Below are 16,341 nucleotides of genomic sequence, written 5' to 3'. Positions count from 1 at the left end.
AGCACCCTGTGATAGGCTTGCCGCTGAACCTGTCATCATTTGGCACAAAAATTTATGAGAAAAAATGCTAATCAAGCCGCGGTGGATGACGCTGCAAGCCCCGCTACCGCCCATTTTCGCCTGATTTCGACCGAAAACATCGAATCGTTGAACGTCAACCTGCAAACCTGGTATCACGAAGCCAGCCGCTGCGTGCACTATCACCTTGCATCCGAGAGCGATGAGAATGTCTGCCTGATCGGCCTGCGCACGGTGCCCACCGATTCAACTGGCGTCGCTCATATCCTCGAGCACACCACCTTGTGCGGAAGCCAGCGCTATCCGGTTCGTGATCCTTTTTTCATGATGACCCGTCGCTCGCTGAACACCTTCATGAATGCCTTCACCAGTGCAGACTGGACGGCCTATCCATTCGCCAGTGAAAACCGCAAGGATTTCTTCAATCTGCTGGACGTCTACCTGGACGCGGTCTTCTTCCCCACACTCAACGAGCTGGATTTCGCGCAGGAGGGTCACCGTATCGAGGTGGCGGAGCCGTCCAATCCCGAGTCGCCGCTGGTCTACAAGGGTGTGGTGTACAACGAGATGAAGGGCGCGATGAGTTCGTCCATGTCCCAACTCTGGGCTGCGGTGACGCGTCACCTGTTCCCCAGTTCCACCTATCACCACAATAGTGGCGGCGACCCGGCTGAGATCACCGAGCTGAGCTACGAGCAGCTCAAGCAGTTCTATACCACACACTATCATCCTTCCAACGCCGTCATCATGACCTTTGGCAATCTGCCGGTGGAAGAAATCCAGCAGTCGCTGCATGACAATGCGCTGCGCCACTTCGCTGCTGTACCTGATGGTGTCGCAGCTACGGTGAGCGCATCGGACGGCCTGTCCAGGCTGATCTCCATTCCGGCCGAAAAACGCTACGCCGCGCCATTGACCGCTATCGAACATTATCCCTGCGAGGCTGATGAAGAAAACGGGCTGAAAAACAAGACTCATATCGTCATGGGCTGGCTGCTGGGCGACGGCAGTGATCTGGAGCAGAATCTCGAGGCGCATCTGTTGGCGAACGTGCTGCTGGAACACAGCGCGTCACCACTCATGCAGGCGATTGAAACCACTGATCTGGGTAATTCACCCAGCGGACTTTGTGGGCTCGAAGACAGCTTCCGCGAGATGGTATTCGTGTGTGGTCTGGAGGGCTCCGAAAGAAGCCACATCGAAGCCTTCGAACAGCTCGTACTTGGCGTACTGCAGGACATCGCCGAGAACGGCATCGATCAGGACAAGTTGCAGTCGGTACTGCATCAGCTCGAGCTGAGCCAGCGGGAGATTTCCGGCGACGGCTACCCCTACGGTCTTCAGCTGATTCTGGCAGGTCTGTCACCGGCTCTGGCTGGCATCAATCCCGGTTCACACCTGGATATCGATGAGGCTCTGGAGTCGCTGAGACAGAAAATCACCGATCCTGACTACATCTGCGGACTCGTGCGTCGCCTGCTGTTGGAAAACATGCATCGAGTGACCGTGGCGCTGGTGCCCGACGAACAGATGGCGGCAAGGCAGGCAGCCATAGAAGCTGGCAAGCTGGCTGAAATCAATTCACGCCTGAGCGCTGAACAGAGGCAACAGCTGATCGAGCGCGCTGAAGCGCTTACGGCAAGACAGGCCTCGGTTGACAAGCCAGATATTCTGCCGAAAGTTGGGTTGGCGGATGTGCCGCCGAACAAGCCAATGGTCAAGCCAGCTGAAGCGCTGGGCAAGTCCAGTGACAAGGGACAGTTACTCACGGCTTATGACCAGGGGACCAACGGTCTGGTCTATCTCCAGTATGTGTCCTCGATTCCACAGCTTGGCGATGAGGAGCTGAGGCTATTGCCCTTACTCTCGGCCATCATTCCAGAGCTTGGCGTAGGCAAGGCCAGCTATCTGCAGATGCAGGAGGCGCAGTCAGCCAGTACCGGTGGTATCGGTGCATTCACGCAGTATCGTGGTCCGCTGGATTCGTCGGCCTTCTGTGGCGGCGCCTTCGTGCTTGGCGGCAAGGCGCTCGAGCGCAATGGTGACAAACTGGCTGATCTGATGACGCGAACGATGGCGGAGTGCCGTTTCGACGAGCTCGACCGCATCCATGAGCTCTGCAGTCAGATTCTGACACGGCGAGTCGAGCGCGTGACGGGTTCAGGTCATAGCCTTGCCATGTCGCTGGCAGCGTCGGGTTTGAGCGCAAGTGCAGCGGTCAGCTACAAGATGGGTGGCATCGAATCTATTCCATGGCTGCGCGAAACCATCGCCGGCTTCAGCGATCGCGCCAAGCTCGAAGTGTTCGCAGGCAAGCTTGAACAGCTGCACCAGAAGTTGCTTGCAGAACCTGGTCAACTTGCAGCCATTGGCGAGTCTGCCTTTCTTCAGCGGAGCCAGTCGATCGTTGATCGCTTTGGCGCCGATCTGCAGCTTGGTATGACGGGACTGGACCTCCGCACCGTTAGCCTGGAGCAGCCAATACAGGTGCAGCAAGCATGGCAGATCAACTCGCAAGTCAATTTTGCCGCGATCGCAGTGCCTACCGTGCCCGCTGATCATCCAGACAATGCGCCGCTTACCGTCATCGGCAATCTGATGCGAAATGGCTTCCTTCACCGGGCCGTGCGCGAGCAGGGTGGTGCCTATGGCGGCGGTGCAGCACAGGATGCGAGCAGCTGTGCCTTCAAGTTCTACAGCTATCGCGATCCGCGGCTCAACGAGACGCTGCAGGACTTTGCCCGTTCAGTGGACTGGCTGCTGGAGACCAGGATCGAGGACGCAGCGCTCGAAGAGGCCATCCTCGGTGTGATTGGCGGACTGGACAAGCCTCGCTCGCCAGCCGGTGAGGGCAAGACCGCTTTCATCAATGCCTTGTTCGGTCGCGATGATGATTATCACGCCCGCTTCAGGTCGAGCGTTCTGAAAACCGGTTCTGCCGAGTTGAAGCAGGTTGCAGAGCGTTACCTGACGGCAGCGGCTGATGCCGCCAGGCACTCTGTAGGTCTGGTGGTGGGTGAGCGCGGCGCTTCTCAGCTGGATACCAAACGCTTCAAGTTGCGCAAGCTCTGACGTGAGTGCCGGGGCATCCACTCAGGATGCCCCATGGCGTCTATGGCGCCAATGTCGCTGGGGCGCTAACGAACCCGCCTTTCTATACCCGTCTCCATGAGGATGCGGGTCGCTATCTCTTCGACGGAATAATGTGTGGAATTGATGTGAGGAATGCGCTCGCGCTGATACATCAATTCGACTTCCTGTACTTCATACATGCACTGCTTGACCGACGCATAGCGCGAATTCGGCTTGCGCTCGTTCCTGATCATGACCAGACGATCGACATCGATGGTGAGTCCAAAGATCTTCTCGCGGTAAGGTTGCAGCACCTTCGGTAGCTTCTGGTCGAGGATGTCGTCGTCAGTAAGCGGGTAGTTTGCCGCCTTGAGGCCGCACTGCAGCGCGAGATAGATACAGGTTGGCGTCTTGCCGCTTCTCGATACACCGACGAGTATCAGATCAGCTTCTGAGTACTGCCTCGTTCGCGCGCCATCATCATTTTCGAGGGCAAAGTTCATGGCCTCGATGCGTTGATTATACCGTTCGCTACCAGTGATCGAGTGAGATTTGCCCACAGTGTACGAGGACTTGTGACCTAGCTCCATCTCCAGCGGTTCGAGGAAGGTGCCGAAGATATCGATCATGTATCCCTGGCTGGTGCGGATGACGCTGCGGATTTCGCTGTTGACGATAGTGTCGAAAATAATCGGGCTACCTTCATCGGTATCGGCGGTTCGATTGATGCGGGCAACCACGTTCTGGGCCTTCTCCACACTGTCGATATAGGGCAGGGTGATGCGCTGGAAATCGATTGTCTCGAATTGCGCCAGGAGCGCCTGACCAAGCGCCTGGGCGGTGATTCCGGTGCCATCGGAAATGAAAAAGGCGGTACGTTTCATCGATAGAGTACTCGTGGCGAATAGGCTATGATAGCCTACAGAATTCGCATTCAAAATTCTCGAAACATTCTGAGAAGAATCTCGCAATAGTAAGAGACCTAACACTGGAGCCTCATAGCCTGGGGCCCATGGTATGAGACAGGGAGATAGACTTTGGCAACAAACATCATCTGGTTCGACAAGCTGGGCATGCACGATGTCGACAGGGTCGGCGGAAAAAATGCTTCGCTGGGTGAAATGATCAGCAATCTCTCAGGCGCCGGAGTCACCGTGCCGAACGGCTTTGCGACTACTGCAGATGCCTATCGCGAGTTTCTTGAACAGGATGGTCTGGCACAGCGGATCAAGGAGAGGCTGGACCGACTGAATATCGACGATGTTGTCGCGCTTGCCGAATGCGGCAGGGAAATTCGCGGCTGGATAACCGATGCGAAGTTGCCTGCAGGTCTGGAAAAGGATCTTGCAGCTGCTTATGAGGAAATGCAGAAAGGCGCGACTGAAGCACCAGTCGCCATTCGCTCTTCGGCAACCGCTGAGGATCTGCCAGACGCGTCTTTTGCAGGTCAACAGGAAACCTTCCTCAATATCACTGGTCTGGACCATGTCCGGCATGCGGTAAAGGAAGTGTTTGCATCTTTGTTCAACGACCGAGCGATTTCCTATCGTGCGCATCAAGGTTATGCCCACGAGCACGTAGCCCTGTCAGCTGGCATTCAGCGCATGGTGCGCAGTGAATCCGCCAGTAGTGGCGTCATGTTCACGCTGGATACAGAGTCAGGTTTCGATCAGGTCGTGTTCATCACATCTTCCTATGGTCTGGGCGAAACCGTTGTGCAGGGCGCTGTGAACCCTGACGAGTTCTATGTCTACAAGAAGAACTTCGAAGAGGGTCGTCCAGCGATTCTCAAGCGCAATCTCGGTTCGAAGGCCATCAAGATGGTTTACGGCGAGCATGCCTCAGCCGGCCGCTCCGTGCGCACCATCGATGTTGATCCCGCAGACAGGGGTCGGTTCTCGCTCACTGATGATGAAGTCATCGAGCTCACCCGGATGGCCATTGAAATCGAGAAGCACTACAAGCGGCCGATGGATATCGAATGGGCGAAAGATGGGGACGACCAGAAGCTCTATATCGTCCAGGCACGGCCCGAGACGGTCAAGAGTCGTAACAGCTCCGCGATCATGGAGCGCTATCTGCTCCAGGAATCAGGCACAGTCATTTGTGAGGGCCGCAGTATCGGTCAGCGCATCGGCAAGGGTCCTGTTCGTCTGGTGCACTCCATCAACGAGATGGACAAGGTGAAAGATGGCGATGTGCTCGTCACCGATATGACCGATCCCGACTGGGAGCCGGTCATGAAGCGGGCTTCTGCCATCGTGACCAATCGCGGTGGACGAACCTGCCACGCTGCCATCATTGCGCGCGAGCTGGGCATTCCAGCCGTCGTAGGCTGCGGTGACGCGACCGAAATACTGAAGGAAGGCCAGAATGTCACAGTATCCTGCGCTGAGGGCGATACCGGCCTGATCTACGAAGGTCTGCTCGATTTCGAACTCCGCCAGAACAGCATCGAATCCATGCCGGCGCTGCCGTTCAAGATCATGATGAATGTTGGTAACCCGGATCGCGCATTCGACTTTCAGGGGCTGCCGAATGAGGGCGTCGGTCTGGCGCGTCTCGAGTTCATAATCAATCGCATGATCGGTGTGCACCCCAAGGCGCTGCTTAATTTCGAAACCCTGCCACGCGATGTGCGTCAGGTCGTCGAGAAGCGCATCAGCGGTTATGCAGGTCCGGTTGAATTCTTCATCGACAAGCTTGTTGAAGGGATCAGCACACTGGCGGCCTCGTTCAATCCGCAAAAAGTCATCGTTCGTCTCTCAGACTTCAAGTCCAACGAATATGCCAACCTCATCGGCGGCACGCTGTACGAGCCCGAGGAAGAGAATCCCATGCTCGGGTTCCGTGGCGCGTCCCGTTACATCTCCGAGACCTTCCGCGATTGTTTCGAGCTCGAATGCCGCGCGCTGAAATATGTGCGTGACACCATGGGCTTTACCAACGTCGAGATCATGGTGCCTTTCGTTCGGACAGTCGGTGAAGCGAAGCAGGTTGTGGAGCTGCTGGCTGAGAACGGGCTGACACGTGGTGAGAACGGCTTGCGCGTTATCATGATGTGCGAACTGCCCGCCAACGCGCTGCTTGCCGATCAGTTCCTCGAATATTTCGATGGTTTCTCAATTGGCTCGAACGATCTGACCCAGCTTACGCTCGGTCTGGACCGTGACTCTGGCGTGATTGCCCATCTTTTCGACGAGCGGAATGATGCGGTCAAGGCGCTGCTTTCGCAGGCTATCTCAGCCTGTAAGCGACAGAACAAGTACATCGGTATTTGTGGGCAGGGTCCCTCGGATCATCCGGATTTTGCCCGCTGGCTCATGGATCAGGGCATCGACAGCGTGTCGCTGAACCCCGACTCAGTCATGGATACCTGGTTCTTCCTTGCGGAAAAGCAGCTTTAACGGAGGATTGCACACGATGAATTTTTCTACACCAGATCTCTGTGACGATCACGGAATGGACGTGCAGGTACTGGAACCATTGTTCAGCAACTTTGGCGGCAGAGAAATTTTTGGCGGCGAAGTCGTGACCGTCAAATGCTTTGAGGACAACTCCATTGTGAAGGAGCAGGTCGACGAGCCAGGTAAGGGCAAGGTGATGGTCGTCGATGGCGGTGGCTCCATGCGCGCTTCTCTGCTTGGCGACATGCTGGCCGAAAAGGCTGCTCAGAACGGCTGGGAAGGCCTGATCATCTATGGTTGCGTACGTGACGTTGATGAGCTGGCAGATACCGATCTGGGTGTACAGGCACTGGCCTCGATTCCCAGAAAGACCGAGAAGCGCGGTCTTGGCGACCTGAATGTACCGATCAAGATTGCCGGCGTTGATATTCAGCCCGGCGATTTTATCTATGCAGACAACAATGGCATCATCGTCTCCAAGCAGTCACTGGTGCAACAATAAGCCATCCGTTAGCACCAGAATGAGAAAAGCCGCGAACTTCGCGGCTTTTTTATGTCTCTCAACTTGCCTCAGGACGCGACCTCGGTGATTTCAACACCAAGAATGTACTGATCCTCATGCTGGTGAGTTCGCAGTACGCTGATTCTTGTCTCGAAGGAAGGAAACGAGGGGTTATTCGACGGCATCGTACTGTAGAGTTCAGTGCCAGGCGCGATTTCCTCATTCACCAGTATTTCCATCCCAGTGCCGCTCAGATTGCGGCAGATGCCTTGTATTCGCTCAGCATTCTCACTGCCGTCCGCCGTTCGGCGTAGCTCGATTGGCGCATCGACTTTCATTCGAATAAAATTTCTTTTCTCGCTGTAATCTCTCATGACGCAGGGTCTCTGTGGTCGTTGTTTTTCCTGGAAGGCTACCAGCTGCTTCTCTTTTGCTGCCTGAACATTGGCAGTATCACCGCGATCAGAATCCCGAGTGCGACAAGACCGCCGCCGTGTAGCATCGCGTTGCTGTTCTTCTCTTCTTTGAGTCGATCATTCTCTGCCGTGAGCAGATCGACTTCATTCTTGAGCCGCTCGTTGGTTTCACGAAATTCGCGATTGGTGGCGTCGAGCGCGATGGCACCTTCAGAGATGCGCTTGAGCTCGCTCAGTTCGTGCTCAAGGGCGACGTTTTCCTTGCTGAGCTTGGCACGTTCGCCATCCATCGCTTCGGCGCGTTCACGAAGGGTGAGGTTCTCGCTGCGCATCTTCTCAAAATCAGCGCGCATCTGATTGGTTTCCTTGGTCAGCTTTTCGAGCCGATCACGGGCGATAGGCTGATCCGATAGAAAGCGTGTTGGTAAATAGCCTTCGATACCGCCCGGCTCTCTGACTTTGCTATAGCCGGTTTCCTTGTTGGAGGAGAGCACTTCGACTGGCGTGCCGCTCTTAAGGCCACGATGAACGATTCGGTAATTGAGTCCTTCACCGCTGTTGAGCGGAGCAAACAGCGTATCGTCGATATATTTCCGTTCGGCTAGCGCAGGGAATGATAGGATAAGACCTACGACGCAGATGAAATTGATGAGCGGGCGTGAAATATTGGTTCGAACTACCGGCCCGGAAGTCTCAGAAACTCGTTTCATGTTGTTTCAATTTATTTGATGAATTTGAGATTGAAGGCAGAGCCTGACAGGTTCTGATGCTGCCATGACGATCCGATCAGCGATCATTTGAAATATAGCATAGAACACAGAAAGCCTTTACAAAAGTCAGAGTTGGAGCAGAATTTTGCAGTTGAAACAACACACTTTCGATGGCCACTGTCATAGTACAGCCTCGGATGGTACGAATAGCCCTCGAGAGCTTGCCGCACTGGCTTTTGGTCGAGGTCTTACGACACTCTATATGACTGATCATGACACGCTCAATGGCTATCACGAGCTGCTGACAGCCGCTACATTAGCTAAGCCAAGCAGTGATGAGAGCCTTGACGGAGACATTGCCCTGAGCGTTGATGGCGCGGATCAGCGCCTCTGGGTTCGTTCACCTCAATCTGACCACAGCATGTCAATTGAACCTGGTGCCGAGCTCTCCTGCGAATGGGCAGGTAAGACTATCCACATCCTCGCCTATGGTCTCGATATACATCAGCCTGCTTTGCAAGGGCTGCTTGAGACGCAGATGAGTAGGCGGCGTCATCGCGCAGATACCATTGTCGCCAGGGTGTCAGAGGCTACCGGACGCCAGGACCTGCGCGAGCATCTTCCCGATACCGAGCTCCTCGCCAGACCACATTTCGCTCAGGCCCTGGTGGCCATGGGTGAAGTGCGGACGGAAAGGGAGGCGTTTAATCGCTATCTTGGACAAGGAAAGGCCGGCGATGTAGTCGTCGACTGGCCGGAGATGGCTGCACTGCTCGAGGAGTTGGCGGCTTGTGGCGTCGCGGTATCACTTGCTCACCCAGATGCCTACAACCTTTCAGCCACACGGCTGCGCTTATTGGTCGAAGAATATCAGGACATGAGTAGCGCCTGTGAGTTACGCGCACTTGAAGTTGCTACGCCTGATGTCAAACAGGGCAGGGCCGCATGGCTGGCTGATTTAGCTCGCAAACATGAGTTGTTTCAGACCGCGGGAAGTGACTATCACGGGAGACGGACACCATGGCGGCGTCTTGGTCTTTTTCCGGACATGCCCGGACTGAAGGAAGGGTCAGGGCCTGCAAACTGCCGGAAAGCAGTTCCCAGCTTGTTCGAGGCCCTTAATTGATTGCGAAGAATTACTCGCCGTTGAAAATCAGGTAAAGATCGACCAGGCGCTCTGGAATGCTGAAGTCGCCATCGGAGCCCCGCTCTAATAGTTCGGCCAGTGAAGTCGACGCCAGCTCGGTATCGTCTGAAAGATCTTCCACGTCGGCTACGGCCAATATGGGCGCAATCAGCGTGGCGACTTCTTCAGCCTGATCGGCAAACCAGCGATCCTCCAGCGTCAGGACGATTTCGGTGAAACCCAGGCACCAGTTCTCGAGGGCGGTCTGACTGTTCTCGCTAGCTGCATCCTTGTCAGTCTCAATTTCATCAGGCAACGCAGGGAGCTGTTCATTATCGAGCTGACGACGGATGTGCCTGACGAGCGCTGCAGTTTTATCAGACAGAAAGGCTGCATCCTCGGGCGAGCAGCTTACGCTATCCTCGCCCGCCTGTTTGTCGGGATCCGATTCGATTGATTCTGCACCGAGTATGAAAGCGGCAAGATCAAAGGCGTCATCATGAGCAGGCCCAACCGCCAGTGCACTGCAAAGGCCATGGAGTCCGACACAATCGATGGCATCAGGGAAACGATCGGAGAACAGCAGCGCTTCGAGGCGCTGCATATCATCGAGTGAATAGGGGTAGGCCTCTGGCAGGCCCCGGGCGTCAGCCATGGGCCGAGGCTCCATCACCGTTATCGTTCGTTGTGTTGCCATTGGCATCCGACTGATTTCCGGAAGCATCAGCAGCAGATGTCGAATTATTGGCATCCATCTGTTGACGACGCTTGCGCTCGCGTGGGTCGTTATGCGCTCTCACGACATTGCCGTTATTGTCCGTAGCACCTGCTGCGCTCTCGGCAACGTTCCCGTCTCGCTCCGCGGGCGCACGTCTGCCCTGAGAAGCCTGTTGGCCCCGTGAAGTGCGCGCAGGGCGTTGGGTTGACGCTGCATTTTGAGGCGCCTGTGGGCTCACGCGGTTTTCTACTCGGCGCGGCTCAGCAGTTTCGGGTGCCGCTATCTCAGTTGTCGGCTGGCGCTCTTTTTTCTCAGATGGCTCTGAAGTGACTGCATCAGCCGCGGCGGTCTTTTCAACGATGTCATGCGTAGCCTGCTCAATCTTGTCCGGATTCAGCGTCGTGGCGCTTTCGGTTCCGATAGGCGCAGAAGATGCTTCACGCGTTTTCTGCTCGGATCTTGGTGGCCGCTGAGCAGGTTGTGCCTCAGTCTGTGCTGCCTTGTCCTGGCTCGCGTGAGCTTCGGTCTGAACCTGTCCTGGCGCCGCATCTGGGGCTGCAGCTGCGCGTGTCGGCTCTGGTGTTTTCACTGACGAACCACTACCGCGATTGCGTCTTGGACGAGCGAACTCACTAGCCTTCTGCGAATTGTCTGCCGTATCCGGAGTTTGAGTAGTTGCCTCAGCGCTGTGATCGTTGGTGTTGTCTTCAGCCGAGGAATCCTGGTTGCCATTTCTGTTTTCGCCACCCTGTCGGTTCTGACGGTTTCCACGATTACGGCCGCCTCTGCGGGAACGTCTCGGTTCGCCCTCGGCGCCTGAAGCACGATTTCCAGAGTTACCCGGCTGGGCGTTGTTGCCGGCGTCGTCCGTTTTGGCAGACTCACGCTCCGCTCGTCCCGGGCTCTGCGAGTCAGCTGATGGCTGTGACCGTCTCGAGCCGTTACCGTCACGCTCATTGGGCGTGCGACCGGATGTATTGCCGGTCTGCTCACCGCGAGCAGGTCGGTCGCCACGGTTACGCGGCGGCCTGTTGCGATCGTTGCGCTTGTTTCTTCGGCTATCTTCCCGCTGGTCAGCAGGCGACTGCGCCTGCGGCTGACGAGGTTTCTGCGTCGGCGCTTCTGCCTGGGGTTGAGCACTCTCCGGCGATTGATGTGCAACACCAAACATTGCGCCGAGCTTGTTCTTCAGCCTGCTCAACAGGCCGGCTTCCTGAGTCGCCTGTTCAGGGGCTGCTGCAGGTGCAGCAGGCACGGGCTCTGCAGCGGCCGCTGGCTTGGCCGCAGCTGCAGGCATTGGAATAACACCCTTGACGGCAGCTTCTTCACGGACCGGACCACGCTTGAACATGAAGTCCATCGACTGATCGTCGTCAGCCAGCTCTTCCGCGGTAACGGTATAGCTGGTCTCGCCAAGATTGCTGGCGTCATCGCGAATACGCTGAACTTCGAATTGCGGTGTTTCGATAGAGGGGGTCGGTACGATGATCAGTGAAACCTTCAGCCGTTTCTCGATGGCACACAGCTGAATCCGCTTTTCGTTGAGCAGGTATGTGCCGACATTGACCGGACAGATGGCGCGAACTTCAGTCGTCCGATCCTTGACCGCCTCTTCCTCCATGAGACGAATGATCGTCAGGGCGAGAGATTCAATAGTTCTGATGGTCCCCTGACCCTCACAGCGCGGGCAGGTTTCGGAGCGTGTTTCACCCAGTGAAGGGCGTAGACGCTGGCGAGACATTTCCAGCAGACCGAAGCGGGAAATCTTGCCCATCTGTACTCGTGCACGGTCAATTTCGAGAGCAGCGCGCAGCCGGTTTTCCACTTCACGCTGATTCTTGTTTGACATCATGTCGATGAAGTCGATTACAGCAAGTCCGCCCATATCGCGGAGCCTGAGCTGGCGCGCAATTTCGTCGGCCGCTTCGCAGTTGGTCTGGAAAGCAGTTTCTTCGATGTCGCCACCCTTGGTTGCTCGGGCACTGTTGATGTCGATGGAGATGAGCGCTTCAGTCGGATCGATAACGATCGAGCCACCGGAAGGCAGGCGTACCTCACGCTGGTAAGCTGTTTCGATCTGGCTTTCGATCTGGTAGCGATTGAACAGGGGGATGTCTTCTGCGTAGAGCTTGACCTTGTTTTCCATGCTTGGCACGACGGCCCGCACGAAGGTCAGTGCATCCTGGTACACCTCGGGGTTGTCGATCAGAACTTCACCGATGTCGTTACGGAGATAGTCACGCACTGCTCGAATAACCACGTTGCTTTCCTGATACACAAGGAAAGGGGCCTTTCTGGCAGCGGTAGCCTGCTCGATGGAGCTCCACACCTGAATCAGGTAATCAAGATCGCCCTGCAGTTCCTCAGTTGTTCGGCCCACACCAGCGGTGCGAACGATCGTACCCATGCCCTTGGGGGTTTCGAGTCCGCGCGTGGCGTCCTTCAGCTGCTCGCGCTCTTCGCCCTCGATGCGACGACTGATACCGCCAGCTTTGGCATTGTTCGGCATGAGCACCAGATAGCGCCCGGCGAGGCTGATATAGGTCGTGAGTGCGGCGCCCTTGTTGCCGCGCTCTTCCTTATCGACCTGAACGATCACTTCTGTGCCTTCACGAAGGATCGGCTTGCCGCCTTTCTGGTCGTTCTGCGGCTTTTCGAAATAGTTCTTAGCCACTTCCTTCAGTGGCAGAAAGCCATGACGTTCTGCGCCAAAATCGACGAAGGCGGCTTCAAGGCTTTGCTCTACGCGGGTAACCTTGCCCTTATAGATGTTCGCTTTTTTCTGCTCGCGAGTGGCTGCTTCTATATCAAGGTCGTACAGTTTCTGGCCGTCTACCAGCGCAACACGCAGTTCTTCACGCTGTGTTGCATTTATAAGCATTCTTTTCATTTGATGGGTCGCTATTATTGTCCGTGCAGACGGCGACATGACTGGCAGAGGGGGCCTGATCGGCTGGCTCGACGAACTCGTGGTTCATCAGAGGTGCAGCAGGCTCTGAGATTGATCCGCAGCGAAAGGTGCTCTGAGCGGCCTCGATCGGTATCGAGGCGGTCGGCACGCGTCCCTTCGGTCAAAATTGCTGGCCTAACTATGTGCTGCGGCAAGTGCTGCGCACCTTGAAAGGTCCGGCGTAAGTCTCTGTCAGTGCATAATGCGGCCATGCACGTTCTGGTATGTAGAGATATGGAGCGTATCGGGTCTTCTGAGAGCAGTGTTTCACAATCGGTGAAACCAAATGCAATCCGGTGACATAAGCTGATACGCCTACGGTTGCTGCTAGCATCAGCCCGAGCACCTAGGAGGGATGTTCGCCCGCGTCTGGATGGTTCGGACGCTGATATCAGCAAGCTGTCAGGCTATCGCAATTGGATTTCGAAAGCGGGAACGGTATAGTTAGCGGCCCACGTCTCTCGTGCTGTGAGTTCTGTTTGAGCTCTAAGTAACAACGAGTCGTGCGTGATGGCTGTCATAGACGCCGCCTGACAGATGGAATATAGCAATTGCAACGATTGTTTTCAATCGACGCCATCATTGTTTCGTAATCATCCGGCAATGTAAGCTGAGCCCGCAAGCCGAGTCCGTATTACCCTGCGTGCGCCGTCAACTCGCACTGAACGGCAGATCCACCTGATTTTCATATGTTGAATAGAGGAGAGGTTTTGGTCAGATTCGTGAATATTACCGAGGACGCTGATGGGCAGCGGCTGGACAACTTCCTGTTCAGGGTCTGCAGTGATGTGCCCAAGTCGCGGATCTACAACGCCATTCGACGAGGTGAAGTCCGGATTAACAAAGGACGTTGCAAGCCAAGCAACAAGCTCAAGCTTGAGGATGTCGTGCGTATTCCGCCCTTTAGCGGCAAGTCTGCTGTTGACGCCGAGGCTGGTCCAGGCAATACATCGCCAGCCGAGCGTTTCGTCGCTGGCCGGATCGCTGCGGATGCGCTTACCGACATCGTGTTTGAGGACGAGCTGCTCCTGATCATCAATAAGCCATCGGGTATAGCGGTTCACGGTGGCTCGGGCTTGCAAACGGGCCTGATCGAGTCACTGAGACTTGTGCGCCAGTCCGACCATTTTCTTGAGCTCGTTCACCGTCTCGACAGGGAAACTTCGGGTTTGCTGTTGATCGCGAAAAAACGCCGCGCGCTTCTGCGCTTGCAGTCTATGCTGCAGGAGGGGCGAGTGGAGAAGATCTATCACGCTTGGGTGGCCGGACAATGGCCGAAGCATGTGACGGAGATAACTGCGCCGCTGAAAAAGCTGGTAGGGCAGGACAAGGGCGTAATTGTCGCCAGTGATGGCAAAGCCTCACAGACCCTGTTTTCGGTGATCGGTCGTACTGAGCATGCGACGCTGGTTGAGGCGCGTCCGGTCACTGGAAGGACGCATCAAATACGGGTTCATGCGGCCTACGCAGGCTGTCCTGTCATCGGTGACGAACGGTATGGGGATCGGACAGTCAATCGGCGGTTCAGTGAGCAGAACGTCAGGCGGCTGTGTCTGCATGCGGCCGAACTCGTTCTCAAATGGGATGATGCGCCACATCAGCGGCTCAGGGCGCAGTGGAATCCTGAGCCCGGTCTGCATCTGCCTGTACAAACACCTGAAAAATCTGATATCGATTATGGAAACGACTAAATGACTCAAAGAGTGGAAGACGGCTCGCGCGGCCCTACAAGGCCGGAGAGTGAAAAGGAATGGCGCCTCATTCAGCGGATCGTCACTGAAAGTGTGAGTGAGCAGCGTCGCTCCCGTCGTTGGGGAATTTTCTTCAAGCTGCTGACATTCGTGTACCTGTTCCTTATTTTCTTTGCCGTGCGCTTCAGTATGAGTGGTAGCGGTATCAACGTGGCGCCTGGCGAGCATACGGCCATTGTCGATATCGAAGGTGTCATAATGGCCGGCGAAAGTGCCAGTGCAGACCGAGTGATCACCGCTCTGCGGGCTGCATTCGAAGCTCCGGATGCCAAAGCTGTGGTCATCAGGATCAATAGCCCCGGGGGGAGTCCGGTCCAGGCTGGGTACATCTATGACGAAATCCGACGTCTGCGAACGGAGTATCCGGATAAGGAAGCCTATGCGGTCATCGTCGATATCGGGGCCTCCGGTGGCTACTACATTGCTGCAGCTGCAGACATGATTTATGCCGACAAGGCCAGTCTTGTGGGTTCAATAGGCGTAACGGCAACCGGCTTCGGATTCGTCGAGGCGATCGAGAAGCTCGGTGTCGAGCGTCGGGTGTTCACTGCTGGTGCACATAAGGCCTTCCTGGACCCGTTCATACCGGTGAAACCTTATGAGCGTGAACTGTGGGAGGACGTGCTACAAACGACTCACCAGCAGTTCATCGAGCAGGTCCGCAAAGGGCGGGGAGATCGGCTCGAAGAGGAGAATGAGCTTCTCTACTCGGGGGTCATCTGGTCCGGCGAGCAAGCGCTTGATCTCGGTCTGATCGATGGTCTTGGCAGCTCCTCCTACGTGGCTCGGGAAATAATTGGCGCTGAAGAGCTCGTTGACTATACCTTGCGCGAAAACCCCTTCGAAAACCTTGTGGGACAGCTTGGGGTAAGCATTGGCAAGGGCATCAGTGCCTTGTTCGTCGAGCAGAGCTTTCCGCAGCTTCGTTAGCCACTAGAGATCCTGGGGTTTGCTGAACAGGTTGAATCCAGCGGCCCTCAGGATCGTAGCCAGGCTGATGAGTGGTAAGCCTATGAGCGCTGACGGATCGTTACTACGGTAGTTGGCGAACAGGCCGATGCCGTGGGACTCGATCTTGAAACTGCCTGCGCAGTCGTAAGGTTCGTCCAGAGCCAGATAGCCGTCGATTTCATCTGCCGTCAGGGCGCGGAAGCGCAGGGTCGTGGTTTCGACAAGGCTCACGATCCTGTGGCGGGTGCTGCAGGCGGCTTGTGCCGCTCTGAACCAGTCGCGGTCTTTGAATGCCGACCGCGTTTGGTCCCTGGTATCGTGTAGCTGGAGCTCCTGGGGCAGCAGGACGGCCAGTGCTGTATGAAAAGTCGCTTCATTGCCAGCGCACTCGCTGAGCTGCGCTCGAGCGGCGAGAGCATTGCCAGGCTTATGCAGAAGGTTGCCATTGCAGCTTCCGGTCTGATCGCTGCCGATAATCACGCTCGCTGCGTTCGTCCTGGAAAGTGAGACTGCTTTCTGTAGGGCATGATGGCAGGCCAGTGCGGCCGGCTCATCTTTGAGTCGCTCTCGAAGCGGATCTGCAGCTTCATCATAGTCGGGCGCGACGCCAGAAAATGGCAGATTGAGCTGGCGGAGAAGATCGGCGCGATACCTGGAAGTTGAGGCAAGTATGATGGGGTATGGCTTATGCTTTACTTTGACTGCGTCTGTCATTAAAAT

Annotated in this window: 12 protein-coding genes; 6 read left to right on the top strand and 6 right to left on the bottom strand. The window is 56.0% G+C overall.

Going from position 1 to position 16,341, the window contains the following annotated elements; genetic code table 11:
• Window positions 1–54: 54 nt before the first annotated feature.
• Window positions 55–3,090 carry an insulinase family protein gene (locus ACH3PB_RS09675; RefSeq protein WP_416399271.1) on the top strand — a complete coding sequence of 1,012 codons (3,036 nt, stop codon included), beginning with the start codon at window positions 55–57 and terminating at the stop codon, window positions 3,088–3,090.
• Between the two features lie 65 nt (window positions 3,091–3,155).
• Here the strand turns inward: ACH3PB_RS09675 and ACH3PB_RS09670 are convergent, their stop codons facing one another.
• Window positions 3,156–3,974 carry a pyruvate, water dikinase regulatory protein gene (locus tag ACH3PB_RS09670; RefSeq protein WP_416399270.1) on the bottom strand — a complete coding sequence of 273 codons (819 nt, stop codon included), beginning with the start codon at window positions 3,972–3,974 and terminating at the stop codon, window positions 3,156–3,158.
• Window positions 3,975–4,163: 189 nt separating this feature from the next.
• Here ACH3PB_RS09670 and ppsA point away from each other — a divergent pair, with 189 nt between their 5' ends.
• Window positions 4,164–6,497 (top strand): phosphoenolpyruvate synthase, encoded by a 2,334-nt coding sequence (ppsA, locus tag ACH3PB_RS09665; protein WP_416399437.1) that lies wholly within the window; start codon window positions 4,164–4,166, stop codon window positions 6,495–6,497.
• Between the two features lie 16 nt (window positions 6,498–6,513).
• Window positions 6,514–6,999 carry a ribonuclease E activity regulator RraA gene (gene rraA / locus ACH3PB_RS09660; protein ID WP_416399269.1) on the top strand — a complete coding sequence of 162 codons (486 nt, stop codon included), beginning with the start codon at window positions 6,514–6,516 and terminating at the stop codon, window positions 6,997–6,999.
• 68 nt (window positions 7,000–7,067) lie between these two features.
• Here the strand turns inward: rraA and ACH3PB_RS09655 are convergent, their stop codons facing one another.
• Entirely contained in the window at window positions 7,068–7,337 is a 270-nt protein-coding gene (locus ACH3PB_RS09655; RefSeq protein ID WP_416399268.1) for a PilZ domain-containing protein, read from the bottom strand.
• A 74-nt stretch (window positions 7,338–7,411) separates the two neighbouring features.
• Window positions 7,412–8,125 (bottom strand): TIGR04211 family SH3 domain-containing protein, encoded by a 714-nt coding sequence (locus ACH3PB_RS09650; protein WP_416399267.1) that lies wholly within the window; start codon window positions 8,123–8,125, stop codon window positions 7,412–7,414.
• 145 nt (window positions 8,126–8,270) lie between these two features.
• Here ACH3PB_RS09650 and ACH3PB_RS09645 point away from each other — a divergent pair, with 145 nt between their 5' ends.
• Window positions 8,271–9,251, top strand: coding sequence for a hypothetical protein (locus ACH3PB_RS09645; protein WP_416399266.1), 981 nt, complete (start codon window positions 8,271–8,273; stop codon window positions 9,249–9,251).
• A gap of 10 nt (window positions 9,252–9,261) precedes the next feature.
• Here ACH3PB_RS09645 and ACH3PB_RS09640 read toward each other — a convergent pair whose 3' ends face one another.
• Complete coding sequence (locus ACH3PB_RS09640) at window positions 9,262–9,906, bottom strand: YecA family protein (RefSeq protein WP_416399265.1); 645 nt, start codon at window positions 9,904–9,906, stop codon at window positions 9,262–9,264.
• Entirely contained in the window at window positions 9,899–12,859 is a 2,961-nt protein-coding gene (locus ACH3PB_RS09635; RefSeq protein WP_416399264.1) for an Rne/Rng family ribonuclease, read from the bottom strand. Before ACH3PB_RS09635 ends, ACH3PB_RS09640 begins: the two co-directional genes overlap by 8 nt.
• 770 nt (window positions 12,860–13,629) lie before the next feature.
• Here ACH3PB_RS09635 and ACH3PB_RS09630 point away from each other — a divergent pair.
• Together ACH3PB_RS09630 and ACH3PB_RS09625 are read left to right on the top strand one after the other, a co-directional pair.
• Window positions 13,630–14,610 carry an RluA family pseudouridine synthase gene (locus tag ACH3PB_RS09630; RefSeq protein ID WP_416399263.1) on the top strand — a complete coding sequence of 327 codons (981 nt, stop codon included), beginning with the start codon at window positions 13,630–13,632 and terminating at the stop codon, window positions 14,608–14,610.
• Complete coding sequence (locus ACH3PB_RS09625) at window positions 14,611–15,600, top strand: S49 family peptidase (RefSeq protein ID WP_416399262.1); 990 nt, start codon at window positions 14,611–14,613, stop codon at window positions 15,598–15,600. It abuts the gene before it with no gap.
• 3 nt (window positions 15,601–15,603) lie between these two features.
• On the opposite strand, the gene ACH3PB_RS09620 is transcribed toward ACH3PB_RS09625, so the two are convergent.
• Complete coding sequence (locus ACH3PB_RS09620) at window positions 15,604–16,335, bottom strand: Maf family protein (protein ID WP_416399261.1); 732 nt, start codon at window positions 16,333–16,335, stop codon at window positions 15,604–15,606.
• Between the last annotated feature and the right edge of the window lie 6 nt (window positions 16,336–16,341).

The sequence above is a fragment of the Allohahella sp. A8 genome, from assembly GCF_047946665.1.
Classification (GTDB): domain Bacteria; phylum Pseudomonadota; class Gammaproteobacteria; order Pseudomonadales; family Oleiphilaceae; genus Allohahella.
This window is presented reverse-complemented; position numbering and strand designations above follow the sequence as displayed.

Bases quoted from the DNA above. Each gene is read 5' to 3' on its own strand.
- ACH3PB_RS09675 (WP_416399271.1), top strand. From the start codon at position 55: ATGAGAAAAAATGCTAATCAAGCCGCGGTGGATGACGCTGCAAGCCCC.
- ACH3PB_RS09670 (WP_416399270.1), bottom strand. From the start codon at position 3,974: ATGAAACGTACCGCCTTTTTCATTTCCGATGGCACCGGAATCACCGCC.
- ppsA (WP_416399437.1), top strand. From the start codon at position 4,164: ATGCACGATGTCGACAGGGTCGGCGGAAAAAATGCTTCGCTGGGTGAA.
- rraA (WP_416399269.1), top strand. From the start codon at position 6,514: ATGAATTTTTCTACACCAGATCTCTGTGACGATCACGGAATGGACGTG.
- ACH3PB_RS09655 (WP_416399268.1), bottom strand. From the start codon at position 7,337: ATGAAAGTCGATGCGCCAATCGAGCTACGCCGAACGGCGGACGGCAGT.
- ACH3PB_RS09650 (WP_416399267.1), bottom strand. From the start codon at position 8,125: ATGAAACGAGTTTCTGAGACTTCCGGGCCGGTAGTTCGAACCAATATT.
- ACH3PB_RS09640 (WP_416399265.1), bottom strand. From the start codon at position 9,906: ATGGCTGACGCCCGGGGCCTGCCAGAGGCCTACCCCTATTCACTCGAT.
- ACH3PB_RS09635 (WP_416399264.1), bottom strand. From the start codon at position 12,859: ATGAAAAGAATGCTTATAAATGCAACACAGCGTGAAGAACTGCGTGTT.
- ACH3PB_RS09625 (WP_416399262.1), top strand. From the start codon at position 14,611: ATGACTCAAAGAGTGGAAGACGGCTCGCGCGGCCCTACAAGGCCGGAG.
- ACH3PB_RS09620 (WP_416399261.1), bottom strand. From the start codon at position 16,335: ATGACAGACGCAGTCAAAGTAAAGCATAAGCCATACCCCATCATACTT.